The sequence below is a fragment of the Paenibacillus sp. ALE3 genome (assembly GCF_054113405.1).
Genome location: NZ_CM134214.1, coordinates 1,078,736 through 1,105,405 on the forward strand (window position 1 = coordinate 1,078,736; position 26,670 = coordinate 1,105,405).

Annotated in this window: 22 protein-coding genes; 13 read left to right on the plus strand and 9 right to left on the minus strand. The window is 46.3% G+C overall.

The genetic code is table 11. The features are described 5' to 3' along the window. Positions 1-267: 267 nt before the first annotated feature. Positions 268-1,272, minus strand: a complete 1,005-nt coding sequence (locus ACXHJ2_RS04920) for an LLM class flavin-dependent oxidoreductase (RefSeq protein ID WP_013372535.1) — start codon at positions 1,270-1,272, stop codon at positions 268-270. Between the two features lie 152 nt (positions 1,273-1,424). On the opposite strand from ACXHJ2_RS04920, the gene ACXHJ2_RS04925 reads away from it, so the two are divergent. Further along, positions 1,425-1,748, plus strand: coding sequence for a DUF3817 domain-containing protein (locus ACXHJ2_RS04925; protein ID WP_016324638.1), 324 nt, complete (start codon positions 1,425-1,427; stop codon positions 1,746-1,748). Between the two features lie 143 nt (positions 1,749-1,891). Here ACXHJ2_RS04925 and ACXHJ2_RS04930 read toward each other — a convergent pair whose 3' ends face one another. Beyond that, the gene (locus ACXHJ2_RS04930; RefSeq protein ID WP_165083142.1) at positions 1,892-2,848 is read right to left on the minus strand and encodes an acetylxylan esterase; all 957 of its coding nucleotides are present in this window, start codon (positions 2,846-2,848) and stop codon (positions 1,892-1,894) included. Positions 2,849-2,884: 36 nt separating this feature from the next. Continuing rightward, entirely contained in the window at positions 2,885-3,148 is a 264-nt protein-coding gene (locus ACXHJ2_RS04935) for a YkgJ family cysteine cluster protein (protein ID WP_238791104.1), read from the minus strand. A 297-nt stretch (positions 3,149-3,445) separates the two neighbouring features. Here ACXHJ2_RS04935 and ACXHJ2_RS04940 point away from each other — a divergent pair, with 297 nt between their 5' ends. Next, entirely contained in the window at positions 3,446-3,703 is a 258-nt protein-coding gene (locus ACXHJ2_RS04940; RefSeq protein WP_013372531.1) for a GlsB/YeaQ/YmgE family stress response membrane protein, read from the plus strand. A gap of 125 nt (positions 3,704-3,828) precedes the next feature. Here ACXHJ2_RS04940 and ACXHJ2_RS04945 read toward each other — a convergent pair whose 3' ends face one another. After that, positions 3,829-5,121, minus strand: coding sequence for an MFS transporter (locus tag ACXHJ2_RS04945; protein WP_165083146.1), 1,293 nt, complete (start codon positions 5,119-5,121; stop codon positions 3,829-3,831). Between the two features lie 280 nt (positions 5,122-5,401). Between ACXHJ2_RS04945 and ACXHJ2_RS04950 the strand changes: the two genes are divergently transcribed. From ACXHJ2_RS04950 to ACXHJ2_RS04960, 3 genes are read left to right on the plus strand one after another with little or no spacing between them, the layout of a single operon-like run. After that, positions 5,402-6,253, plus strand: coding sequence for an amino acid ABC transporter substrate-binding protein (locus ACXHJ2_RS04950; RefSeq protein ID WP_165083148.1), 852 nt, complete (start codon positions 5,402-5,404; stop codon positions 6,251-6,253). A gap of 17 nt (positions 6,254-6,270) precedes the next feature. Further along, positions 6,271-6,939 (plus strand): amino acid ABC transporter permease, encoded by a 669-nt coding sequence (locus ACXHJ2_RS04955; RefSeq protein ID WP_025676010.1) that lies wholly within the window; start codon positions 6,271-6,273, stop codon positions 6,937-6,939. Positions 6,940-6,953: 14 nt separating this feature from the next. Further along, positions 6,954-7,706: an amino acid ABC transporter ATP-binding protein gene (locus ACXHJ2_RS04960; protein WP_165083150.1), complete on the plus strand. Its 753-nt coding sequence runs from the start codon at positions 6,954-6,956 to the stop codon at positions 7,704-7,706. Between the two features lie 86 nt (positions 7,707-7,792). On the opposite strand, the gene ACXHJ2_RS04965 is transcribed toward ACXHJ2_RS04960, so the two are convergent. From ACXHJ2_RS04965 to ACXHJ2_RS04975, 3 genes are all read right to left on the minus strand, one after another. After that, positions 7,793-8,950, minus strand: a complete 1,158-nt coding sequence (locus tag ACXHJ2_RS04965) for an MFS transporter (protein ID WP_165083152.1) — start codon at positions 8,948-8,950, stop codon at positions 7,793-7,795. A gap of 260 nt (positions 8,951-9,210) precedes the next feature. Further along, on the minus strand, positions 9,211-10,494 hold the full coding sequence (locus tag ACXHJ2_RS04970) for an AAA family ATPase (protein WP_165083154.1): 1,284 nt from the start codon (positions 10,492-10,494) through the stop codon (positions 9,211-9,213). Further along, positions 10,494-11,951, minus strand: coding sequence for an RtcB family protein (locus ACXHJ2_RS04975; RefSeq protein WP_058830074.1), 1,458 nt, complete (start codon positions 11,949-11,951; stop codon positions 10,494-10,496). The genes ACXHJ2_RS04970 and ACXHJ2_RS04975 overlap by 1 nt, the downstream gene beginning before the upstream one ends. A 542-nt stretch (positions 11,952-12,493) precedes the next feature. Between ACXHJ2_RS04975 and ACXHJ2_RS04980 the strand changes: the two genes are divergently transcribed. From ACXHJ2_RS04980 to lpdD, 5 genes are all read left to right on the plus strand, one after another. After that, entirely contained in the window at positions 12,494-12,823 is a 330-nt protein-coding gene (locus ACXHJ2_RS04980; protein ID WP_007431533.1) for an ArsR/SmtB family transcription factor, read from the plus strand. 28 nt (positions 12,824-12,851) lie between these two features. Then, positions 12,852-14,633 (plus strand): SulP family inorganic anion transporter, encoded by a 1,782-nt coding sequence (locus tag ACXHJ2_RS04985; protein ID WP_165083156.1) that lies wholly within the window; start codon positions 12,852-12,854, stop codon positions 14,631-14,633. Between the two features lie 512 nt (positions 14,634-15,145). Then, positions 15,146-16,771 (plus strand): S8 family serine peptidase, encoded by a 1,626-nt coding sequence (locus ACXHJ2_RS04990; protein WP_165083158.1) that lies wholly within the window; start codon positions 15,146-15,148, stop codon positions 16,769-16,771. Between the two features lie 541 nt (positions 16,772-17,312). Continuing rightward, positions 17,313-22,811 carry a S8 family serine peptidase gene (locus tag ACXHJ2_RS04995; RefSeq protein ID WP_165083160.1) on the plus strand — a complete coding sequence of 1,833 codons (5,499 nt, stop codon included), beginning with the start codon at positions 17,313-17,315 and terminating at the stop codon, positions 22,809-22,811. A 180-nt stretch (positions 22,812-22,991) separates the two neighbouring features. After that, entirely contained in the window at positions 22,992-23,342 is a 351-nt protein-coding gene (gene lpdD, locus ACXHJ2_RS05000) for a prenylated flavin chaperone LpdD (RefSeq protein WP_025365561.1), read from the plus strand. Between the two features lie 8 nt (positions 23,343-23,350). Here lpdD and ACXHJ2_RS05005 read toward each other — a convergent pair whose 3' ends face one another. Next, positions 23,351-23,938, minus strand: coding sequence for a hypothetical protein (locus ACXHJ2_RS05005; protein WP_025676003.1), 588 nt, complete (start codon positions 23,936-23,938; stop codon positions 23,351-23,353). A gap of 221 nt (positions 23,939-24,159) precedes the next feature. Between ACXHJ2_RS05005 and ACXHJ2_RS05010 the strand changes: the two genes are divergently transcribed. Further along, positions 24,160-24,531: a DUF4190 domain-containing protein gene (locus ACXHJ2_RS05010; RefSeq protein ID WP_013372515.1), complete on the plus strand. Its 372-nt coding sequence runs from the start codon at positions 24,160-24,162 to the stop codon at positions 24,529-24,531. A gap of 93 nt (positions 24,532-24,624) precedes the next feature. Next, entirely contained in the window at positions 24,625-24,927 is a 303-nt protein-coding gene (locus ACXHJ2_RS05015) for a hypothetical protein (protein ID WP_165083162.1), read from the plus strand. Positions 24,928-25,000: 73 nt separating this feature from the next. Here ACXHJ2_RS05015 and ACXHJ2_RS05020 read toward each other — a convergent pair whose 3' ends face one another. Continuing rightward, the gene (locus ACXHJ2_RS05020) at positions 25,001-25,153 is read right to left on the minus strand and encodes a DUF1540 domain-containing protein (RefSeq protein ID WP_017426780.1); all 153 of its coding nucleotides are present in this window, start codon (positions 25,151-25,153) and stop codon (positions 25,001-25,003) included. A gap of 333 nt (positions 25,154-25,486) precedes the next feature. Between ACXHJ2_RS05020 and ACXHJ2_RS05025 the strand changes: the two genes are divergently transcribed. Then, positions 25,487-26,631, plus strand: a protein-coding gene (locus tag ACXHJ2_RS05025) for an IS3 family transposase (protein WP_457874148.1) whose coding sequence is annotated in 2 segments (ribosomal slippage) — positions 25,487-25,760 and positions 25,760-26,631 — 1,146 coding nt in all. Because the reading frame shifts where the segments join, the coding sequence is not laid out codon by codon here. Positions 26,632-26,670 lie beyond the last annotated feature (39 nt).

A 26,670-nucleotide genomic window follows, 5' to 3' on the forward strand; every position in this document is an offset into this window, starting at 1 on the left:
CTACTACCAACTACTGAACGAGTAAAATATATGGGACTTTTGGTTGCGGTCTTTTGAGGTTATGCTATAGTGTATACGCCTTTGGTGTATGTCATATACTACCAAAGTACCATATGACGTTCAACTTTTGTGGTGTCTACACTACTTCTATAGTACAGATGGGTTGGTTCTAATGAACCGATCCTTTACAACAAACCCCCGCTGTTGCCATTATAGGCAGGCGGGGGTTTTAATGTGCTGAAAATTAGCCTATGTTTAACCTTCTGTTTATACCAAATTAAAAGCTTTGGCCAGCAGCCGATAGGACTGAACACGCTTATCAAAGTCATGAATCGATGAAACGACCAGTAACTCATCGGTGCGATACTGCTCAGCCAGTCTCAGCAGCTGTTCCTTGCACTGTTCAGGAGTGCCAACAACACGCCATGCTGCGGACTGACGTAGCCGCTCACGATCAAATTCTGTATAGGGATAGGACATGGCTGTTTTCACCGATGGAAGAGAATTCATTTCTTTACCCTGCATGAGTAAAAGGAAATACAAACTAGCACTGGACGCCAGCTGCTCAGCTTCCTCTTCAGTTTCAGCGCAGGCTACCGTAACTGCCGCCATAGAGCGGGGCTTATCTCCTAAAATCGAAGGCATGAATTGCTCGTGGTAACGCGCGGTAGCTTCTACGCCGCCCGGAGTACCGAAAAATTGGGCAAAGGCATAGGAGGCACCCATCATCGCGGCCAATCTGGCGCTCTCCCCGCTGGAGCCAAGCAACCATAATTCAGGAACGGTCGATATCATCGGGGAGGCGTGAAGACCAGCAAACCGATGATTGTCAGGCACCGAATCATGGAAGTAGTCGATTAAATCTAGAATCTGCTGTGGATATTGTTCGACAGCTTGGTATTTCCCTTCCTGCAAAGCGCGAGTAGCCAGCGGCAAGCCGCCTGGAGCACGCCCAATCCCCAAGTCAATGCGTCCTGGGTGGAGCGCCTCCAGCAGACGGAAGTTTTCAGCTACTTTATATGCGCTGTAGTGTGGTAGCATAATACCGCCTGAACCCACACGAATACGCGATGTATGAGCGGCCAAATGGGCAATCAATACCTCGGGACTGGAGTGTGCTAGAGTTTTGGACGCATGATGCTCGGATACCCAATAGCGGCTGTACCCCAGTTGATCAGCTTCACGCGCTAAATCTGTTGTATTAGACAATGCATCTTGAGCGGAACCGCCTTCAGGAATATGAGATTGGTCCAGTATACCCAGTTTAAGCATTTATAATCACCTCTCACACAACTGTATCAAACACAACTCATTTGGTCAAAATCCAAAAATGGATAGGTTGGAGTTTGTGGATCTTTTCGTTATAATAAAAGATGCATAAGGGATGAGAGAACATTCCTGCTCATGGAGAGGGGATTGAATTTGTGTTAAGAACACCTTTGGGGCGTGTCCGGCTCATGCTCTGGATTCAAGCTATAGCGTATTTGGCGATACTATTCACCCACCAGCCGCTGCAAGCTGCGGGCATGACCCAGGCGGTTATGGTGATTGGTAACATATACCGGGTGAGCTTTCTGTTGCTCCTCGTTGCTCTGATCTATGGAAAAACCGCATTGCATTGGTCTATACGGCGGCCTCTTTTCATTATGTTTGCATCCTTCATTCCGTTTGGCCTGATGATTATGGATTTTGTTTGGGTGCGAAAATGGACAGGGGATTCGGCAGCAGAACAGCGAACTGCATCGTAAACTTTGCAGAGATGCTTTGCTGTGAAGTGTCGAGGAGCTTGTCAGGGTAAGCAGGACTGGCTCCGATGCAGTTGAAAGAACATTACGCAGATAAATGCGTGGTGTTCTTTTTTTATGCACCAGAACCGGAGGAAACCGTTAACTCAATCTAATGCTAAGATTTGAACTAAAAATTCAGCCGTCTTGCGTCTATGGAAACCTTCTATCCAATGTCCGGTGAACGGATAAACTTCAATTGTTTTTGGTGATTCAATGCGGTTATAAGCAGCAAAAATCGTCTCTGGCATGCACACCGTATCCTTCAACCCTACAGATACCATGACCGGGATACGAATGCGATGAGCTAGATTCATCACGTCAAAATAACTCAATGTATGTAGTACCTGCTCCAAATGCTCGGGGAAGCGGTTTGCGAATTCGGCAGCTTCTGTCAGTGAACTGGTAGAATTCATCATGCCAAAATCCATATGACACATATTAGGAATATCCGCTACTATAGTAGCAGCTTTATCGCTGAGCGCACCCACCATTAATGCAAGTCCACCACCCTGGCTGGCGCCACTGATTGCGATTTTATCTGCATCGACATCGGACTGCTCCGCCGCCCAATCTACGGCTCTAAGGGCATCGGTTGTAATCGTTTTGTAGTAGCAGGTATCCTTGTCCAATATTCCTTTCGTAACCCAGCCTTTAACGGTTCCGTGTGGATCATTCCGACGATCTCCCGTTTCTCCTCCCTGACCACGAACATCTACCGCCAATACAGCAAAACCAAGCATTAGCCAAGATGAATAATCTTCAGGATAGCCCTTTCCGCCTGTGTAGCCATGAAACAGAACGATGCATGGAAGTTTTTGATCTCCAGCATATCGGGGGCGTACATACCAGGCATGCAGAGGCGTATCATCGACCCCCTCAAAAGTGACCCGATAGGCCGTCATATGAGGATACGGTGTTTCTACGGGCGTTTTGAATGCATGTACAGGTTTGACGTGAACTTCTCTCAGTGTTTTGTCCCAAAATAAATCCATATCTTTGGGGGTGGTAAGATCGGGACCGTACTGCTTCAATTCGGCAATTCTTTTTTCAATAACATTCATAATCAAAAATTCTCCTTCATATCGAATGAGTTCGCCTTAAGTTTTACTTGGTAAAGTGGACTTCTCCAGCTCTCTCAGCAGCTCAAATGCTCTTTCATTTGTGTCTCCGCATGTATCATTATCCGCATGAAAGCCACTGCATACGGCAGGACGCTCGGGTTTTCCAAATAATTGGCAACGGTAATCAGGCGTGAGCTGAGGGCATGGAACACCAGCAGGTTTTCCGTCTGGCATGCCGGGAATAGGGGAAGAAATCGTAATGGCAATGCAACATGCAGCACATCCTACTCGACACTCCAGTGGGGGTCACTCCTTAATAATTTGTTATTTTTGTAACTTATGCATGAAGTGACTTCAGTGAAGCCATAATGTGAGGATGGCACAAAAAAAGCAGGAATACAAGGATAAACGAATAGGAGACACACTTTTCACACAAAGAGCATAAATAATCTGGGAGGCACGTAGGATGATATCAAGCCCCCAAATCAGCGTTCCATTGCGTGGTAATATTAACCAATTGGTCTCTGTGTGTTCAAAAGGAGTTCGAGTGGTTAATAATAGAACACAACGATAAAAACTTAAACGAGGTGACGCAAAATGAGTTGGTTATGGGCATTGATTGTTGGCGGTATTATTGGTTGGTTGGCAGGAATTATCGCAGGTCGTGATGTTCCGGGTGGCGTGATTGGTAACATCATCGCCGGTTTTATCGGTGGATGGTTGGGTAGCTTGATTCTGGGAGACTGGGGTCCTGAAATCGGATCGTTCTACATCGTTCCTGCATTAATTGGTGCGATTGTGCTAGTCGTGATTGTGAGCTTGATCTTCCGTTCCGTTGGACGGAGCAGAGGTTAACTTTACGAATTATTGAATAGACTCGTCCTATGGGACGCGAGTCAAAATGGAAAAAAGCTGCTTCCGCAAGGTTCACAAATGAACCTGTGGGAGCAGCTTTTTTTGAGAAAAGGTTACATATTCCCCTATTGAAACCGTCTGATATGAGGAACAATTAGCACGCCCAGCACGATACACATGCCGATGGTTGCAAACATACCAATGGTGAGGATACCACCAAGCTTGTCGGCCACGGCACCTACGGCCAGATAGCCGACAGGAAGCAGTGCAAAGGAAAACATCAAATCCAGACTGGCTACACGTCCAAAGGATTCAGCGGGGATTAATTCCTGCAGGCTTGTCTCCCAGATAATTGCAAAAATCATAATGCCAAATCCTTCGAGCATCATGCTCATAATTAATCCTGGCATCCAGGTGACTATAGACAACAGCAGTAAGGCGAGACCGCTGACAAAAGCTCCTAAGTAAGCGAGCAGACCGCGGTGTTTCCAATGCTTGCGTGATCCATACACAAAGGCTCCCAGCATGGCACCAATGCCACTACTTGCCATTGCAATGCCGTATACGACTGGATTATAGCCATGATGAACCTTGAACAGCCACGGGATGAGCACAGCGATAATACCTGAATAACAGATATTAATGAAAGAAAAGGCGAGAATCGTAATCCATAGCCAAGGATGGCTTTTGAGAATAGTAAAGCCTGCTATAAAATCCTTGAGAAAATGTTGTCCACCCTGATCTTCCTGTTCTGAATCGGCCTGACGTTTACCGATGATGGAGGCCAAATGAGCACTTAGCATCCAAAAACAGGCAAAGGATACCAGATAAGCGATAGAATCCAGTCCAAAGCCGACACCCGGGGAGGAAAAGGATACAATAAAGCCTCCTAGCGGAGGACCGAGTAGACGAACGGCTTGTATACTGATTTGACTTAGCGCATTGGCAGCATTGCGGATGTCCGGTGTGAACACTTGTGCACGTAAGGCCGAATAAGCCGGATTAAAGATACCATCCATCAATCCGTACAACGCAAGACCAACGAATAGGAACGGCAACTTCATCCCGTCCGTAAACATCAACACCGATGCAACGAACATCAGACCAAAGCGGGCGACATTCGTGAACAGAAGAAGACGAATTCGGTCAATTCTGTCCACGATCATTCCTGCGAAAGGAAGAATAAGTACGTTTGGCAGCATATAAACCGTCATCGCCAATCCCATGATGGTGGTCGAGCCTGTCAGAGAATAGATAACCAGTGGCAAAATGACTGTCGTAACAGAACTTCCTAACATAGCGATCCAATGTCCAAGCCACAAGAGGGTGAACGCTCTGGATTGCTTTAAAGGTGAAGTAAAGGTAGCCCAGGCTGAGTGCCTTCCTTCAGGGGATAAAGTTGTATTATGGGTATCCATGATCACACTCCGGTAAATATTTCTAATCTGTATTTTAAAACCTATTATACGAAATCTCTTATGTAATGGTACACAAAAAGTTGCTGCGAGGGAGAGTAAAGATGAATAGCCTGCCTATGATTGAGTCAACCTAGAATAGCCTTAGATGATAAAAAAATATAACTTACCTTTTGGATAGGGATTATTGGATAAAAGCATTGACGCGCGAAAATGAATGATGTACTATTCAATGACTAGCCTGCGCTAGGTGATCAAGAAAAAGGGAAAGAGTGTGGATAACATGAGAAAATTTAGTTTTTTACCGATTGTACTCATCGTGATGGCATTGCTGGTTTCGGCTTGCGGCAACAATGATAAAGGCGCTGGCACGAATAATGCATCTACTGGAGAGAACGGTTCTAATAATGGAAAAGCAGATACAACGGCTGCTGCTACTCTTGAATCTGTCAAAGCCAGTGGCAAGCTGAGAATCGGTACGGAAGGTACCTATGCTCCGTTTACTTACCATGATGCTGCTGGCAAACTGACAGGCTTTGACGTCGATATTGCAACTGAAGTAAGTAAGCGCCTGGGTGTGCAACCGGAATTTATCGAGACGCAATGGGACGGAATATTTGCAGGCTTGAACTCCAAGCGGTTTGACGCAGTATTCAATGAAGTGTCTATTACAGATGAGCGCAAGCAAAAATATGATTTCTCCGATCCGTACATTGTCTCTAAGGCAGTTCTGATCGTGAGTGAAGATAATACGGACATCCAGAAATTTGCGGATCTAAAAGGTAAAAAGGCAGGGCAATCTCTGACTAGTAACCTGACTCAAATCGCAAAAAGCAACGGTGCGGAAATTGTAGCAACCGAAGGATTCAACCAAGCTATTGACCTCCTCACTTCCAAACGGGTAGATGCGACCGTCAACGACGGGTTGTCTTATCTGGATCTGAAAAAGCAAAAGCCAGATGCTCCAATCAAAAAGGTGGACGAATCTTCGGATGCTTCACACAGCGCAGCTGTATTTAATAAAGGCAGCGAAGATTTGATCAAGGAAGTTAACAAAGCGTTGGCTGATATGAAGGCTGACGGTACGTATCTGAAAATTTCTGAAAAATATTTTGGAGCCGATGTGTCCAAATAATAAAGGATGTCTGTACAATGGATGATCGCCAAATACAAATTATTATGGATTCATTATTACCTCTGCTAAAAGCAGGGGTTTCTTTTACGATTCCGCTCACGCTGATCTCTTTTGCTCTGGGACTCGTGCTGGCGCTGATTACTGCGCTCGCCCGGTTGTCCAAATGGAGAATACTCAAGCTGATCTTCGGCTTCTATGTATGGGTGATTCGAGGAACTCCTTTGCTGGTGCAATTGTATATTATTTTCTATGGTTTACCTTCGGTGGGTATTACACTGGACCCGTTTATTGCTTCAGTGATCGGTTTTACGCTCAGCGTGGGGGCCTATAGCTCTGAAATTATGCGTGCGGCTATTATTTCCATTCAGGAGGGTCAATGGGAGGCAGGATACTCCTTGGGGATGACACGCTGGCAAGTGCTGCGGCGGATCGTGCTCCCCCAAGCTTCCCGTGTGTCGGTGCCTCCGCTTGCCAATTCATTCATCAGCTTGGTAAAGGATACCTCACTGGCTGCCACTATCACCTATGTGGAAATGTTCAGAACGGCTAATCAGATTGTAGCTACCACATACGAACCGTTATTAGTGTATACCGAGGCTGGGGTTATTTACCTGCTGTTTAGTACGATATTGACTGTGCTGCAAAATTATTTGGAAAAGCGTCTGAGCCGTTTTTCCGTTAGATAAAGGAGATTGTACCGGTGATCCAAATTCGGAATATACACAAGTCGTTCGGCTCGCTGGAAGTGCTTAAGGGTATTGACGTGACGTTGGATAAGGGGAAAGTGCTTGTAATTATCGGTCCTTCCGGTTCTGGTAAAACAACACTTTTACGCTGCTTGAATTTGCTGGAGGTTCCCGACCAGGGAGAAATTCAGGTAGGTGATATTGCACTGAATTTTGCGAAAGGGACGAAGCTTCGGCAAGAAAACATTTTGGCGCTGCGTAAGCGGACAGGGATGGTATTTCAATCCTACAACCTATTCCCCCATATGACCGCTGTGCAAAATGTGATGGAGGGGCAAGTCACGGTTCAGAAAAAAAGCAAGGACGAGGCGCGCAAACGTGCACTGGAGCTGCTGAAGAAGGTAGGCTTGGCTGATAAAGCGGAATCCTATCCACATCAATTGTCGGGAGGACAGCAGCAACGGGTCGGTATTGCCCGGGCAATGGCAGTCGAACCTGAGGTGCTTTTGTTCGACGAGCCGACCTCTGCTCTTGATCCCGAGTTGGTAGGTGAGGTGCTCAAGGTCATGAAGCAGTTGGCTGCCGAAGGGATGACGATGGTTATTGTCACCCATGAAATGAAGTTCGCGGCAGAGGTTGCTGACCATGTAATCTTAATGGATCAGGGCGTAATCATTGAGCAGGGTACGCCATATCAGGTGCTAGAGCAGCCAACCAGCCCACGGGCCATCCAGTTTTTGAACAGACTGAGTGGGGAAACGGAATAAACTGAACATACAGGCAGCTACAGCTGGGCATTTGAAAAATAAAGCCTCGCACCCGTAGCTGCCTTTTGCTCATCAGTTGTCCTCTTTTATTTCATTTTTAATGTAATCAAGAAGGTAATCAAAAGAATGCAACAGCCTGTTAAAAATGGAGCGAACATATTCGCATCAAATAAAAATCCCGCTAGAGTAGGGCCTAAAATATTCCCGACACTCATATAGGCATTATTCATACCAGCTACATATCCTTGCTCATTTCCTGCCATCTTCGACAATTGTGTATTAAGAGCTGGACGAAGCGTAGCTGTAGCAAAGAAAATAAGGGAAGTCACAAGAAAGATACTCCAAAAATCTTTGGCGAAGAGAAATAAAACATAAGCAGCAGAGGTGAAGAGAAGCGAGCCTTTGATCAACCTTTTTTCACCAAACTGATGGATCATTTTAGCAACAACTAATGCCTGCATACCGACGCCGATCACAGCACCTGCAGTTAGAAGGATTGAAATATTTTGCGGTGAAAATTGGAAGCGATTCGTTACATATAAACCAAGAACGGATTCAAAATTAGCAAGTCCAAAAGTCATCACCAGGACAATGACAAAGAACATCGCATATTTTGATTTCAATGACCTTGCATACTGTTTGAAAATAGACTCTCTTTGATGATTAATTCTTGCTCGTGCTGCCTTCATTTGTTCTTTCGATAAACTTTCAGGTAAACAAACGATTGAAAAAATAACTGCAATCATAGCTGCACCTGTTGCTGTATACAGTGGCACTCTCGTTCCATATCCTGCAAGAAGGCCTCCAAGTCCTGGACCAATGACAAATCCAAATGACATCGCTGCCGCTAGTAGACTATTTCCTTTGCCACGTTCTTCGGTTGTTGTAATATCAGCTACATATGCCATCATGGGTGGAATAATCAGGGCTGCTGCAACTCCTTCCAGAAGTCTTGAGGTATACAGCATCCACAGCTCATCTCCAATAGCAAAGATCAATTTAGCTACAGCAAAAACAATAACACCTGCGACGATAAAAACTTTTCTCCCATATCGATCAGACAGCTGCCCAGTCATGGGCGAGAGCAGGAATTGCGTTATGCCATAGGCTGCCACCAATAAACCGATGGCCCGCCCACTGGCACCAAATTCAATGATCAGTTCCGGCAGAATAGGGGTGATCAAACCAACGCCGACCATCACAATGAATATATTGATCATGAGAATTGCGAGTATTCTTTTCATACAAAAAAAACCTCCTTATCCATTGGTTTCTGGATAGGAGGCAGACATACGAACAAGAAGATACACTGCTCCCGTCAAAGAAGCAATGCTCTTATCGTTAATACCCAAAAGCCTACACTAATCCTATCCAGAAAATTCGTAAGATTACGTTTTTTCTTTGGGAATAGGATTAGTAGATCATTGGCTTAAGGTCACCCTTTCGGTACTTTATTGTTTATCAATGTAACATAAATTTCATAATGAGGCAATAAAAGGATGAATCAGAAGAAGCCGACTCGTCCTTCGGATACATTTTTTAACCAGTCCTGCTTGCGGCTTTTATCAAGCTCGCCTCGCATACCTTTAATAATCAGCTCAATATCGGCTTTTCCTTGTTCATGCCATTCTAGAGCCGTACTGACATATAGTTCTCCGAGCTGAGCCAGGGAGAAGCCGTCTGTCATCGCTGCCGCCTTCTGTGTACCTGTCTCACCTGCAAAAACAAGGAAGTTACGCAGCTTGAGATACGCGAGTCGCAGCGCTTCGTCAGGCAGACTGATTTCATAAGCCCGATCGAAGCGGCCCGCCCGGTTCATCAGACCCGGATCGATTTTCTCGGGATAATTGGTCGTTCCGATCAGGAAGATACCCTCCTTGGATGTAGCGCCGTCGAGCGTATTCAGGAAAAAGGAACGAACCTCCTGAGGCATGGAATCAATGTCCTCAATGACCAGCACCATCGGAGCCAGGCGAGTAGCTGCCTCGAACACCTCTTTGACCGATTCACTGGTTGTATATTCTGTAATTTGCCAGTAAGCGGCCGGACCTGGCACGCTATTGGCAATAGATTTCACTAGGGTTGTTTTACCGTTGCCTGGATGGCCGTATAGCAGAATCCCACGCTTGTAAGGAATGTTATAAGTCTGATAGAAGGTACGATCCGCTTCAAAAAACTGATCAAGTGATCGGAAGATATCCCGCTTGATTTCCGCTTTCAAAATCACGTCATCCCGCGTAATTGCGCGGGTTATCGGCTCTGCCTGCCGGGAGAGTCCCCGGCTTGTATCGGTGAAGACGGTGACACGCTTCATATTTTGCTTGCGTTCACGCCCGCGTACGCCTGCGAGGAAGCTTTGCAGTTCCTGGTCGCCTGTAGCAAACACATAATCTTCATTATATACGCCATTATCACGGAAAAAGGGAACTCGTGCCAGTGCAATCCCCCATTTGGGATAGGCAAATACATTGTTACGCATCGACAGATGCACACCGTATTCAGGAGTTGGCCCGTCATCGTCATACTGGATGGTGCGTTCCTCCAAACGATCGAACACCCGTGCCACATGCTCCAGCTCAGGGCTGCCTGAACGAATATCCTCCTCCAGCAAATCCCAATACTCAATATTGGGATCATCACTGGCGTACAACTCATATTTTACGCCATAGCGGTTATAAAGTGCTTCACTAATACCGTCGATCAGACGGGCATAAGCAGCATAACCGGTAATGCGTCCATCTGTACGTTCGTCAAATTCATAAATAGCTGGGGTGTCTATACTCAACATTATTTTGCTCCTTTCAGGGCGGCCAGCGGTCTACATTTGGCTACAACGGCTGCAAGTCCTGCCCCGGTAACACTTTCAATAATATCATCTACATTTTTGTAGGCTTGTGGAGATTCGTCGATAATACTTTCCAGAGATGCCTGGTTGACCACAATTTCGTCGTCTGTCCCTACACCCAGAGCGCCTGCAAAATCGTCCACACTCACGAGCCGTTTGGTTGCAGATCGCGAGCGAATACGGCCCGCTCCATGACAGATGGAGTGAAAGTTATCCTGACCGCCTGGTAAACCTACCATAATATAAGAGGCAGTCCCCATAGAACCGGGGATCAGGGCCGGATGCCCTGTCGACTGATAAGGTCGCGGATTGTCGGGGTGTCCTGCTGGAAGAGCGCGCGTCGCACCTTTACGATGTACAAACACGCTGCCGTGATCCGGATGGGATTCCTCCCAAGCATAATTGTGCATCAGATCGTACAGAGTACGCAACTCGCACTTTGTACCAAAGACATCGCGGAAGGCTTCTCGCACGGAGTATGCAATCAGATGTCGGTTCACCACAGCATAATTCAGCGCTGAATACATCATATCCACATAATGTGCTGCCTCGGGATGATCCAGCGGTGCGAATACCAGTCTCGGATCGGAGGTGCCGAGACCGAGACGGCTCATCGCTTTGGCAATGGCAGATGAACTGGTCTGGCTGACTGCTCCCCCCCAAGCACGTGATCCGGAATGAATCATCACAGCCACCTGACCGTCGAACATCCCCCAAGCTTCAGCGACTTCTCTATTTTCTTCTGCAATTTCAATCGCCTGAATTTCGACGAAATGATTGCCTCCACCCAGCGTGCCGAGCTGCCGATGAGCCCGGTGCCAAGTACGATCTTCGACGAGATTCAGCACTTCCTCGTCAAAGGAGAACTTACTGTGCTCTACATGGCTCAGTGAGGTGGATTTCTTAGGAGTGTAGCTATCCGGGATATATTTATTAGGCAAGCCATGCAGGCCTTTGCGTACAATATGCTCCAGCCGTATATCCGAATAATGTCCGCGTTGGTGGGCTTCCATCGGCAAGTATTTGTCGATCGTCTTAACCAACTTGCGACGTAGTTTAATTTCCTTTAAAGCATCTTTGTGCAGATTGGTCAGGTGTACACGCATGCCACAGCCAATATCACTACCGACGATGGAGGGAGATACATAACCGTCTTCCATTCCCCATACCGCAGTTGTACCGATGCAGGTTCCGACGCCTACATGTACATCCGGTGTGTATCCCATATAGCGGATACCTGGAATTTGTAAATTGTTATTAGCCATCTCGAACACTTTGTAATCCAGTGAGGAAAAGAGTTGCTGCGAAGCGTACACGGTCAGATCCCCTGCCGGAAGCTTCATCAGGTGGCTGTATGGTCCTTCATGAAAAGATGAATTGGTCGTAGGTTGTATATTCATAATAAATGGGTAGATCCCTTCTTCATGTAAATTCATAACATCGTATAAAAAGATTTGAAAAAAACAAAAAAGCCGCAGACTTGTCGTCTACGGCTTCCTGCACCGAAAGTGTCATTACATTTTATGATCAGTACATCATAAAAACATAAATAACCTGTTCTTTCAATAGCATGCAAAATAAAAAAAGCCTGGCATATCACGCTGTCAGACAGCGTGATACCCCCATCATGTTGCCCGAACGGGGCCGATGAGACGAAATTTCGAATATGTGATTGTATCATGCTGACTGATTGTCATTATCGTGTAAAGCTTGGTCATGTCTGTCGGCCCCCTTTTCTTAAAGTTAATTGTTATGTTAATGGAAACCTGTGGAAGCTGTCAACCCTGAAAGATAAAAGTGTGGAAAAATGTGACTATACGCATGGTGAAGTGTGAGTAACATCATAGTTCAATTGACCCAAAGCTGTTATTGTACTGAATATTCAAATATTCAGATATTGTTGATCGTTATGAAACAATTCTGTGAGGGGGACGGCGCAGGAATGGAAGGAGATCTCCAGAAGTTTAAGGCTGACTTTTTCAAAGCATTAGCTCACCCTCTGCGCATCCGCATTTTGGAGGTGCTGAGTGAAGGGGAACGGAATGTGAACGAGCTGCAGACTGCGCTTGGTTCCGAAGGTTCTGCCGTATCGCAGCAATTGGCTGTTTTACGGGCTAAAAATTTGGTGAACAGCTTCAAGGAAGGCACAACGGTCGTGTATTCACTACGTGATCCGCTCTTAACGGAGCTGCTAGCGGTGGCGCGGCGAATTTTTGACAATCATTTAGTCGAAGCGATCTCGTTGCTGGAAGGCATACGTAACGAGAAGTAATGCTACTACAGAAAAGAAGGGTTACAGGATGAAGTGGAGAGGAAGGTTTGAAGGCTATAACGCAGGGGCTTTACGAAAGGATTTAATTTCTGGAAGCATCGTGGCGATTGTGGCTATCCCGCTCGGTATGGCGTTTGCCATTGCATCGGGGGTAAAGCCGGAATATGGTCTGTACACAACCATCATAGCGGGAATTTTGATTTCACTACTGGGTGGGTCCAAATTTCAGATCGGAGGACCTACAGGTGCGTTTATTCCGATTTTGCTGGCTATAGTCATGCAGTACGGCTATGAGAATTTACTTATAGCTGGTTTTATGGCAGGTATTATACTCATTTTAATGGGTGTTCTAAGGCTGGGGGCATTGATTAAGTTTATTCCCAAGCCCGTAACCATTGGCTTCACGGCCGGGATTGCCGTGACGATCTTCAGTGGTCAGATTGCTAACTTTCTCGGCTTGCGCGGGGTAGAGCGACATGAAACCTTTCTGCCTTCGATGGCAGAGATCATCCATCGGCTTCCTTCACTCAATGTGTACAGCATCCTGACAGCTTGTATCAGTTCTGCTGGACTTATTGTGGTGCCTAAAAAATGGCCCAAGATACCTGGCTCACTGGTCGGCCTACTCTTGTCAACGCTGGTGGCAGCTTTGTTTTTTCCAGGGCAGGTGGCTACGATTGGCTCTGCTTATGGCGCAATTCCGGCATCTTTGCCTGAGCTGCATATTCCTGCAATGACGTGGGAATTAATCGTGAAGCTCTTGCCGCCAGCACTTGTTATAGCGATGCTGGGGGCTATTGAATCACTGCTTTCAGCGGTGGTAGCTGACGGGATGACGGGAGACCGCCATAACAGCAATCGCGAACTGGTTGGCCAAGGGATTGCCAATTTGCTGACACCACTATTCGGCGGTATTCCTGCGACAGGTGCCATTGCCCGTACGGCCACCAATATCCGCAACAACGCGGTTTCTCCTATGTCAGGTATTGTGCATGGGGTCGTTGTACTCCTCATTCTGATGCTTTTTGCACCTTATGCATCTAATATTCCGTTAGCTAGTATGGCACCGGTGTTGATGGTAGTGGCCTGGAATATGAGTGAGCGCAAGCATTTTGCGCACATCCTCAAAACACGGACAGCGGATTCTATTGTGCTGGTCGTCACTTTTTTGCTGACGGTTTTTACGACGCTGACAACGGCTGTGGAGGTCGGCCTGATTCTGGCAGTTGTATTGTTTGTCAAACGTATGAGCAATACACTTTCAGTAGATAAGGTGCTTCCTGATCCTTCTGTCAAGCATGAAAAGGTAGGCGCACATATGGTCACAGAGCAGCATGATTGCCCGCAGGTGGCTATTTATAATGTGGAAGGCCCCCTATTTTTCGGTGCAGCTTCAGCGTTGGAAAACTCAGGTGTAGGGGGACAGACTGGTCTCCAGCAAGGGATTTTGTTGTTGCGTATGGGAAAGGTCCCTTTTATGGATATGACGGGAGAAGCTAACTTTACTGCATTAATACAAAAATACCGAAAGTTTGGTGGAACAGTGCTTGTGTCCGGACTCCAGCCTCAACCGCTGGAATTACTGCATAAAACCGGATGCTATGACATGATCGGACAAAATCATTTTTTTGAACATACGGGAGAGGCCTTAACAGCAGCTCTTGCAATGGTAAATCAGGATCGGTGCAGTGGGTGCAGACATATGGCTTTTCGAGAATGTACGAGCCTGTGTCGTAGAACCCAGGAAACCAAATCTTCCTTTCCAGAAGGAGCCGTTTCGGTTCCCATACCTGTAAATAGCGGCAGATAGCGCTTTTCTACTTTTGCTGCTGAATGCCGAAAAACCTCTTCTATGATCCGAAACAAAATGCACGAAGAAGACCCGCATTTGTTTTGAAAATGGAAGAGGTTTTTCAATTTTTCAAGAAAAAAAGGAATAAAATTCAAAAAAAATGCTTGAATATCTGATTTTATGACACTATACTAGATTCAAAAGATACCATATGTTTAATTCTTTTGTTTTAAATTGTATTTTAATATATGCTTATCAACCTCCTCGATCACTTCTAGTATCTTACCCTACCTTTTTCTTCATTTTTTTCACTTACTTTCTTCCAGACTTGTCCACAGTTCTTAATTGAATGTCGTTCCTTGCGGTCTGCACCAAAGGTTATTCACCTTAGAATATGACCTATGGATTTCACCCCAGAATCTATTTTTTAAAGGAGGTGAGTACCAGAGGCTATTTGTGAGCTTTTGACGCTGCTATCGGAAGGTTGTCTTTGAGAATCAAAAAAACCAAGTAAAGTGAGATGAAAAGTATTGATTAAGTCGAAAAATATCAAAAAGACGCTGTCGGTCGGTTTTACCGCTATTCTTGCTTTTTCTCTGATTTCTCCGGTGTATGGAGATTCCAGCACAACCTCCTCACCAGGAGCATCGACGATTTCCGCCAAGGTTTCAGCCAAGCTGAACCAGCAATTCAGCACCAGCGAGTATGTCACCTATCTGGTTAAATTAAAAGATCAGGTAGATACAGAATCTGTTGCTAAACACGCATTTCAGAAGGCTTCCGCCGAGCAGATTTCCCCCGCTGCTGCTAAGCTTTCTGTACGTAAAACGGTTGTCAACTCTCTGATGGATACCGCAGAAAAAACTCAACCATCTGTGGAAGAATACTTAAAGAAGGAAGTCAATAACGGAAACGTAAAAAAATACAAGAGTTACTTTATCGTGAATGCATTTGCGGTAACCAGTACCAAAGAGGTCATGGATAATCTCGCAACCCTACCTGAGATCGACAAAATTTTACCAGATGAAAAGCGCGAGCTGCAAAAGGTAGAAATAGATAAGGATGCCCAGCCGGTAGGGGAGCAATCAACAGCAAACCAAGCAGTTGCAGATCAAACTGCTGTCGACCCGGCTGTGACGGAAGAGAATGCACAAAAATCGGTGCAAGAATCCGTATATAAAGATGCGGTAACGCCAAGTCGTGTCGAGTGGAATATTTCCAAAATCAAAGCACCGCAGGTTTGGGCCAAAGGTATTGACGGCAAAGGCATTGTCGTTGCCAATCTAGATACAGGTGTTGAATATACTCATCCAGCACTGAAAAGAAAATGGCGGGGGCTGAATGCTTCTGGTCAAGTCGTGAATCCTGAGCTGAGCTGGTATGATGCGGTTAATGGAGCATCGCTGCCCACAGATTCGAATGGACATGGTACACATACGATGGGGACAAGCGTTGGCTCAGACAGCAACGGTACGAATGAAATCGGTGTTGCTCCGGGGGCCAAGTGGATTGCCGTTCGAGTATTCAATCCGGATACCACAGACTCCATCTTGCTGGACGGCGGGCAGTGGATTCTTGCGCCTGTAGATAAAAACGGCAAAAAACACCCTGAGCTTGCACCGGATGTGGTGAATAATTCTTGGGGTGGTGGACCTGGTTTGGACGAATGGTATCGCCCAGTGACCAAGGCGTGGAGAGCGGCTCAAATCTTCCCTGAGTTCTCCGCAGGCAACACAACACTATCGAACCCGGGCGGACCTGGGTCTGTGGCTAATCCGGCAAATCTGCCTGAAGCCTATGCCACGGGAGCCACCGATATCAATAACAAGCTGGCCAGCTTCTCGTTGCGTGGTCCTTCTCCTTATGGCGAAGTGAAGCCAGAAATCTCGGCTCCTGGCGTGAACATCCGTTCTTCTGTACCGGGCGGGGTTTATGAGGGTGGATGGAACGGTACCTCTATGGCAGGCCCGCATACTGCCGGATTAGCGGCATTGCTGCTTCAGGCTAAACCATCTTTGACCGTGGATCAATTAGAGGATGTTATTTCGAAAACAGCGACACCGCTGACAGACAGTCAGTATCGGACCTCACCCAACAATGGTTATGGATATGGTCTGATCGATGCGCTTGCTGCGGTGAACTCCGTACTTAACTAAGAATATCAGACAGGTTTAAAAAAAAGATCCCCGAAAATCCCTTTGGGTGGCTCGTACAAGGATGCATGCACCTGCTAACCGTGTGTTGCACTCATGACGTAGCCGCTAAAAAGGGGTTTTCGTACATAAATGAATATAAAAGTCATAGAATTTCAAGAAAAATGCAAAAAAATGACTTGTATATCTGTTTTGGTAACTTTATACTATCCATAATATATGATTTTATATCAATTTTTAATATAAAATGTAATGATATAACATGTAATGGTATATCATGTTTTTTTCTTCGAAATGCTCCTGCTTTTTCTCCTAGGTATCTACTGAATTTCATCGCTTTTCTATTGGATTATAAACTCACCTATGAAGTACTGCCATCTATGAACAGCCCAATACTTTTATATCTTTCTATAATCTATGAAGGAGGTGGTCGCCAACACATCGTATTGCGCAAGCCGCGTGTTTGATGTGCAAGGCATGAGGTCTGACTCTTGTACAGGTTATTTCGGAATCATTAAACCTAGTAAAAGGAGTGGAAAAGTAATTGATTAAACCTAGACGTTTCAAGAAATCGTTATCTATTGGACTCTCTTTGCTTATGGCCTTTTCATTTGTTCAACCCGCTTTAGCGAAAAACACACCGGATGGCTCCAAGCTGGAGCTAAAATCAGCCTCACACAAGGTCACGACTGCGAAGGTGTCCCCGAAACTGACCAAACAGTTTGAGGAGAACAACTATGTTACTTATTTGGTCAAATTAAAAGAACAGGTAGATACCAATAAGGTTTCCAAAAATGCTCTCCAAAAGGCTTCACTTGAGAAAATAACACCTTCCGCCGCAAAAATGGCTGTACGTAGCCATGTAATCAGCTCTTTGCGTGAAACGGCTTCCAGAACTCAATATGGGCTTGAAAGTTATTTGGATAAGGAATCAGAGAGCGGCGGAGTAAAAGAATATAAAAGCTATTTTATTGTCAATGCTTTGGCTGTCACGAGCACTAAGGAGGTGCTGGACCATATTTCGAAGCTGCCCGAGGTCGATAAAATTTTGCCGAATGAAACACGTTATCTGCAAAAGGTAACGGTTGATAAGCAGCCAGAGGACACAGGTAACAAAGCGGCTGGAACAGCAACGGCAGCAACAGCAAAGTCTGACACAGCACAGAAGGCTGTAGAAAAGGACGATAGCAAAACATCGGCATTGCCCGGCAATACAGGCAAGAACGCTGTGGATCCATCTACGGTGGAATGGAATATATCCCATATTAACGCACCACAAGTGTGGGAAAAAGGAATTGACGGAACCGGAATCGTGGTCGCCAATCTCGATACAGGCGTAGACTACACGCATCCGGCCCTGCATCGCAAATGGCGTGGTCTGGATGCGGCAGGCAATGTCGTAAATCCAGAACTGAGCTGGTATGATCCGCATAGTCATGCGGCGCTTCCGGTCGATCAGGAAGACGATTCCCATGGTACGCATACGATGGGCACGATGGTCGGCTCCGAGGAAAATGGAACGAACCGAGTGGGCGTTGCCCCTGGTGCAAAGTGGATTGCGGTTCGGATTTTTAATCCGGAAACGACGGATGCAATTATACTGGACGGCGGTCAATGGCTGCTTGCGCCAAAAGATGCTCAAGGTAATCTTCATCCCGAGCTTGCTCCAGATGTGGTGAACAACTCGTGGGGAGGCGGACCGGGTCTTGATGAATGGTTCCGGCCTGTAGTTCAGGCGTGGCGGGATGCTCAAATCTTTCCCGAATTCTCCGCAGGGAACACCTCTCTCTCCAATCCGGGCGGACCTGGATCGGTAGCCAATCCGGCCAACTATCCGGAATCCTTTGCCACGGGGGCAACCGATATCAATGATAAACTGGGAAGCTTTTCATTGCTGGGACCCTCACCTTACGGTGAGATCAAGCCCGAAGTTTCCGCGCCGGGTGTAAATATTCGTTCAACCGTGGCTGGTGGCGGTTATAAAGGTGGCTATAACGGTACTTCCATGGCCGGTCCTCATGTTGCGGGTCTGGCTGCTCTGCTGCTGCAAGCGAATCATTCTCTTACCGTGGACCAGCTGGAGGAAATTTTGGAAAACACGGCTACCCCTCGGACAGACAGCACATATCCTACTTCGCCAAACAATGGATATGGACATGGTGTCATTAATGCACTCGATGCAGTCGGATCTGTCATGCAGGGTCTGGGCTCTGTATCCGGTAAAGTCGTAATAGGTGGCGACGATCTGGAAGCGCCTGTTCTTGAGCATACACCGCCTGCAGCTGCATTTGAGGGTCTTGATATACCTTTGACGGCTCATGTAACGGACGATGTCGGCGTAATAGCCGTTGAGGCCTTTGCCAAAACAGCGGGTTCGTCAAACTATGTATACATTCCGTTGGAGCGGACCTCTGGAGACAGCAAAGATGGTACATATCAAGCGTCCATTCCGACCTTTTTGGTGGATAGCAAAGGTTTGGAATACTATATTCGTGTAAATGATTTCGGTAATAATGGTTTTGAAACGGAAGTATATAAGGTGAATGTCTCTAAAGGTGTTAAACCAGGCTACACACAAGACTTTGAAAAAGACATTGCCGGTATTAATATCGGGGGTCAGGGTAGTGTTTGGAAATGGGGAACCCCGACAAGCGGCCCTAAAGGTGCACATTCGGGTACAAAGGTCATCGCGACCAATCTCGAAGGCCAATACCAGACCAACACCAACAGTTATTTTATGGCTCCTCCTATTGATCTGACCGAGAGTTCCAAGGGGGCACTGGTTAGCTTCAAGCATTGGTACGATCTTGAAAACAATTCTGATTTCGGCAAAGTGTATGTAGCGACCACCAACAATCAGAATGCGTTTGAGCAGGTATTATCGTTTACTGGAACCAGCAATGGCTGGAAAACACAATATCTTGATTTGCGAGCATTTGCGGGTCAAAAGGTATACCTCCTGTTCAACTTTACTAGTGACAATACGATCGTGAAAGATGGCTGGTATATTGACGATCTGTCCATTCAGGAACCAGACGCCGTTGCACCTGCTGCCCCTGGCCATTTGACTGCTGAAGCAGATAATGTGGGCAATGTTACACTCGCCTGGGGTGCTTCCTCTGATGAAGATGTGAAGCAGTACAAGGTGTATCGTTCAACCCAGTCCGGCAAAAATTATACTTCCATCGGTACAACTTCTGGGCTGACCTACACGGATACGATCACCGTCGGTGGTGCGACCTATCATTATGCAGTGGCAGCCGAGGATTATAGCGGTAACGAAGGTGTCAAGTCGAACGAGGCTTCACTAAGAGTGGACGTGCCGGATACGCTGTATAGCAATCATTTTGATGGCAGCTCAGACAATGGTTGGACTCATTCCGGGACCAAGGATGAATGGGAACGCGGCATTCCTAAGGAAGTAGGACCGGGGAGCGCAGTGTCCAAGCCGAATGTGTGGGCCACCGATCTCGATAGCAACTATGAGAACGGTGCTGATTTTTCGCTGGTTTCTCCAAAAATTAATTTGAATGGTATACGCAATGCAACACTGACCTTCAACCACTGGTTTGAAATTGAGGGCGGCTATGATTACGGATATGTAGAAGTGTCCAAAAACAATGGCGACACGTGGAGTGAGCTGGGTAAGTTCTCACATAATACAAGTGGTAAGAATTGGGCGCCTGTTTACTACAATCTGGATAGCTATACCGGCAACGAGATTCAAGTTCGTTTCCGCTTGAAATCGGATAACAGTGTGAACAAAAATGGCTGGTACATTGACGATTTCCGTGTGCTGGGTGTTCCAGCTTCGACAGTGACCAAGGATATCGTACCTGAGTCCAATATCAAGCTGGAAAAAGCGGAAGAACAATTCCCGCTGTATAAAATTACAAGCACTGAAAAGAGTGAATTCCAGGAAAAAGTGAAGCCGGCAGATGCATCCGTGGAGCGTGGACGTGTCGGTCTTGACAGTCTTCCAGCCAGTGCTACCGTTACGGTACTGGAAACCGGACGTTCGGTGAAAACAGACCCAACCACGGGCAAATACAGCTTCACTCATGTAGCAGGTGACTATACGCTGAAGGCCGAAGCCTACGGTTACGTGCCTCAGACGAAAGCAGTCACGATTGAAAATAACAAAGTCATCAGAGCAAACTTTAGTCTCCAGGCTGTCCCTCACGGTACGATTCACGGGGTTATTACCGACAAGCAATCCGGTGAACCGATCCAAAAAGCGAAAGTATTGGTGCTGGAAGATGCACGTATTGCTCCTGTAGAGACGAATGAGGCTGGAGAATTTACGCTGGACGTGCTGGAAGGAACATACACATTGTCCATTGCAGCCGAAAATTATTACAGTGACAGTGTTTCCGTGATTGCTCCTCCAAACGGCAGTGTTGAAGCGAATGTCACGTTGAAGCCTTTCATCGGTTTCCAAGGAGGCATTGCCTATGATGACGGTACAGGAGAAAATGCCAGAGCCTTTAACGCGGCAGGCAATTCATGGGCAGTGAGAATGACACCTGAGTCGGAAGTGGCACAAGTGACAGGAGCATCCCTTTTGTTCTGGAACTCTGCTTTCCCGAATCCGGGGGGAACGGCATTCCAATATTCTATCTATGACGCCTCCGGTGCAGCAGGAGCACCAGGACGTCTATTGGCTGGTCCATTCGACGGGACTGCTGTCCGGGATGAGACACAATGGACGACGGTGCAGCTTCCAGAGCCGGTGACGGTTCAAGGTGATTTCTACATCGTATATACACAGTCTGCGGTAGGGACACAGTCACCAGGTCTGGCTACAGATGAAAACAGTCCCAATGCGCTCCGCAGCTGGCAAGGTGTAAGCGGCACATGGAGCCAATCACCTGAAGAGGAAGGGAACTACATGATCCGGGCTATCGTCAGATATCCGGTGAATGCTCCAACGATTACGACTCCTACGAAGGCTACGTATACGCAGGAGGAAACGATTACCGTAACAGGAACTTCTCCGGCAGAAGGAGCTGATATTCAGCTCTTTAACGGTAAGGAGCTGACTGGCACAACGAAAGTGAAGGATCGTCAATTCAGTTTGTCGGTCGATCTTCAGCCAGGTGCTAATCCGCTAAGTGTTCAAGCGGCGGTATACGGCAAAGTAACGGATCGTTCCGAGCCGGTGGTTGTAACGCTCGATCAGACTAAACCGGGTCTGATCCTGACTTCACCTGATGAAGGAGCTCGTACAAATGCGGGTGTGGTCAGTGTAACCGGTACGGTGTATGACGAGTTCCTCACCGAATTGACGATTAACGGCGAGCCCGCTCAATTCGGAAGTGACGGTAGCTTTAATAAACGGCTGCTTATCAATGAAGGTGAAAATCAAATTACGGTAACGGCCAAAGATCTTGCCGAAAACGAAACGACTGTTACACGCTCGGTGTATGTCGATACAGCGCTGCCGAAGCTTGAAAATATTAGCCCTGCTGAGGATGTACGTATTACTCCAGGACAGCCGGTACGAGTAGCTTTTGACAGTGCATCCGGTTTGGAGGCATCCTTCCATGTGGAGCTGCCCTTTAACCTGTCCACTTTGGCCCGTAATGAAATTCCATTAAATGAAACTTCGTCAGGCCACTATGAAGGTACTTATCTCACTTCATCTTCTCTGAACCTGGAAGGCGGAGTCATCGTGATCCGGGTAAGGGATGCAGCGGGGAATGAAGTGGAGACGGAGGCGCCGGGGAGGTTGTATGTAACCCATGGTGGAGGAGAGGGCCCAGGTCCGAATCCACCTACATCGAATGAAAAGCCGGTAGCTATTATCCAGGCGAATGACTCAGCCAAGAAGAACAAAAATGTACAATTTAATGCCAAAGCTTCCCGCGATACAGATGGTGAGATCGTCAGCTACAGTTGGGATTTTGGTGATGGCGATACGGCGGTCGGTTCCAAGGTGAAGCATAAATTCACCACAGCCGGAACGTATACCGTGGAGCTAACAGTAACGGATAATGACGGCGCAACGGGTAAGGCAGTGCATACCATCACAATCCGTTAACAGCAAGTAAGAGGATGGGAGTTTTTTTAGAATACAATAAAGGTCCACAGCAAGCCACTGTTAATAGAGGCTGCTGTGGGCCTTTTTAAATTTGTCCAACAGTTCAGGAAGCGATACAATGAATGGTACTCTATGAAGTGAATCGTTTCACAATAATATTTTTTAGCAGGAGAGGATCATATGATTCATTTGGAAAAAGAAAGCGGACGTATCCGTCTTGTGCTGGATGCCTATTTTATGGGAGAAGATATCGTTGTGCTCATATCAGGCGGTGATCAGCCTCACTTGGGGACGATTACTGCAGGGGCTAGGCTTGAGCCGATTCAAACCGTGCAATTGCAAAACCACAAGGAATTTTATATTACTGAAGAAATTGCAGTTCGCTTGCGTAAAGAGTTTGCGGGTAACTTCGCCATTTGCTGCGGGACGCATTTGGATCATGCAACCAAGGACGAAATCCGAGTGCTGACAGACATGGCTATACAAATGGGAAAAGAGCTCATTGAAGAACTTAAGCAAGTGCGCTTGTAGCAACCTTTTTAAGTGAACTCTCGAAAAAGTAGATTGCGATAGGGGTACTTACTAAAGGGATACTTAAAAAGCAATGCAAAACCATCATCCTCAATGTCTACAGATTTTAGCGCAGAGGATGGAATTAAACTACGGATCATTACATGAACTGCACGCTGGTCTTGCCTGTTGATCGCTTTGGCTAGGGCAGAAGCAAAGCATTCATTGCGTGCCAATTCGCGATACAGCGGAAAAACGGCTTTGGCAATGGCGCGATGAACCTTTGGCTCAAATGTAAACTGCACCGTCCCGGGTGGAATCGTCGTACCGTTCGTGTAATAGAGCATCGGCGGCTGAGCTAAAAAGGAAACAAAGTAGCCAATCCCATTCGTACCTAAGCCTTGTTTGGCGGCAAATGGCGCTACCGAGCAGAGAAGGGATTTCATCCGATCCAAATTACCCTGAACGACAGCTCGTGACCATTGGACGGCAAAAGCACGTTGGGTTGCAATAGCTTTGTAAAATGGCAGCATGGCGGCGGATATTTTCCGAAGTGTCTCTGCATGTAAACGTTGGTGAGACGAGCCCTTTCTGCGGGCTGTTCCACGATATAACATAGCTCCGTCCTCCTTGGCAGGATGCTCTCTTGGAGCGTAATTTATCTGTAATAGGTACAGTACTGTATGCCCGGTTATCTCAAAAAGTGCTAAGATGCTACGCTTCTTCTTTTTAACGTTCTAATTTAAAAAATTGAAATAAGTACTGTCCTGATTTGTAAGATTGTGGTACCCTAGAACTTATATATTGCTATTATAATTATTGGAGTTGAATTAAACAGATGAGTGACTTGTACAAGGAGCCTCGATCTTCCGATCCTTTTCAGGAGCCGAACGATTATAACGCTCCATTTAACCAGCCCCCAGTAGTTCCACCTACAAACAGTAAAGCTGTTGCCTCGATGGTGCTCGGGATTTTATCTGTTGTCATTCCCTATCTTGGGTTGATTATCGGAATTGTGGGTATTATTTTGTCCAGTCTTTCCCTGAAGGAAATTAACCGTCATGGCGAGCAAGGCAGAGGTATGGCCATTGCTGGACTGGTATGTAGTATTATCGGCACACTGATTTATGCACTGATTATTATTTTCTTGGTTATTGTTTTTGTTGTGGCGGCCTCCAGTGGCGATCCAGATATTTTTTCAGACATTTAATGAATTAAAGAATGTTTGAGTCAGACAAACCATTCACGATTTGCCTATTGGATGCTATGATACAGGGAGTCCAATCAAGGAGAGTGAAGCTTTATGGCACGTACTCAAACACAAAAGGCGTTAAGCAAGGCGAAACGCGCCGGGATCTATTGCGCGGCACAGAGCCGCAAAACGAATGATCATTATGGCGAAATTTCACAGCACACGCGAATGAAGCCAACCAAGCAGGAACAATTACAAAAGGTCAAGCACAAGAAGCGACTCGTTCAGGGTGACGCTTCTTTTTTTGTCTTAAGCGAAGTCGAAAAACTTCGAGGAAGTGAATGTATAGGAGCGGATAGCATTTTCCATAACATAGGCCAAAAAGAACTTGATAATAATTATCATTCTTGTTAGAATCATAAGAAAGAAGGAACCCTGGCAGGGGCTCCTTCATGATAAAGCTATGGTTTGGCTTGAAAACTAAGGTCTATTTTGCTTCAAAGGTTTTGCAGTCTGTTTCTTCGGACGTGTGAGTGTTTGCAGGCTTGTTGCTTACGATATAAATAGAGCTTGCGCTGCATTTATTATCCTGAGCCCAGTACGTGCATGAGTTGACTTCGCACAGAACGTCTTTTGCCATATTGTTCACCTCCTTACAGGGATGTGATGGGCTGAGCAAAAATAATCACGGTCAGTCAAGGTAGGACTTGTCCAACTGTGCTTACCCTCTTGGTAAGAAGAGGGATTTTGCTATGTCTACTTGTACAATATCAAATGAATTTTAAAATTGCAATATTTACACATTTTGCAGTTCAAAATAGACACAAGTGTTCCTTTTTAGTTAGAAAACAAAAAGCTGTCCTTGTGCAGAAGAGATGGGGACTGACCCCTTAACGTGAGACAAATCAAAACACCTTCAAGAGAATGCAACCATGTCGTAAGATATGGAGACAACCTTGGAGGTGTTTTTTCGTTGGCAACAAGAGTCAGTTATCCATTAGAAGTTAAAATGAAGGCGATTGAAATGAGAATGGCTGGTATACCGGTCAAAGAAATCATGGAGCAATTAAACATACGAAACAAGACACAAGTGGAAACTTGGATGAGATGGTACCGTAATGGCGAGCAGAACCGTTTAGAGCAGCCTGTAGGCAAACAATACAGCTACGGCAAAGGGCCCGAATACACTTCGGAATTAGAGAAGGTCCAGGCTGAGAACAGGTTTTTGAGACAACAACTAGAGTTGCTAAAAAAGTACAGCGTAATGGAGAGGAGGTATCGTCAAAGATCGTAATGGAGTGGATAGAGTCGATCCGAGGGGAAGTGAGTGTGAAGCAAGCTTGTGCATGGATAGGAATCTCTCGCGCCACGTACTATCGCTGGAAGGCGGAGTATGCGAGCAAACTTGAGGATCACTTGGTAGAGAAAATCCGTGAACTCTGTATCCAGCATAAATATCGTTATGGATACCGGAAAATCACCGCCTTGCTTCGGAGGGAGTATGCGGTAAACCACAAACGCGTGCAACGGATTATGCAGCGTGAAGGGCTGCAATGTCGTGTCAAAGCGAAGAAACGGAAACCTACTGGGCAACCCATTCATATCGCGGAGCATCTACTAAAGCGACAGTTTGAAGCAGATACGCCTATGCAAAAACTTGTAACGGACATTACGTATTTGCCATTTGGAGGAAGAATGTTGTATCTGTCGAGTATTTTAGACTTGTTTAACGGAGAGATTGTGGCATACAGTATAGCTGACAAGCAGGACACCGCCTTTGTGCTCGATACCCTTCGTCAGTTGCCATCTCTACCAGGTGCAATACTTCATAGCGATCAAGGCAGCGTCTACACATCCTTGGCCTACCAGGAAGCGGTAAAAGGAAAAGGCATTACCATGAGCATGTCCCGTAAGGGAACGCCTGCTGATAATGCCCCCATCGAATCGTTTCATTCCACACTAAAGTCTGAAACGTTCTATCTCGAAAGTTTAACCTGTACGACGACGGCAATCGTCGAGCAGACCGTTCGAGAGTACATCCTTTACTATAACTCAATTCGCATTCAAACAAAACTAAACAACCAGTCGCCGGTTCATTTCCGACAACTGGCTGCTTAAACTTGGAAGGTGTTTTGATCCCTGTCTCACAAACGGGGG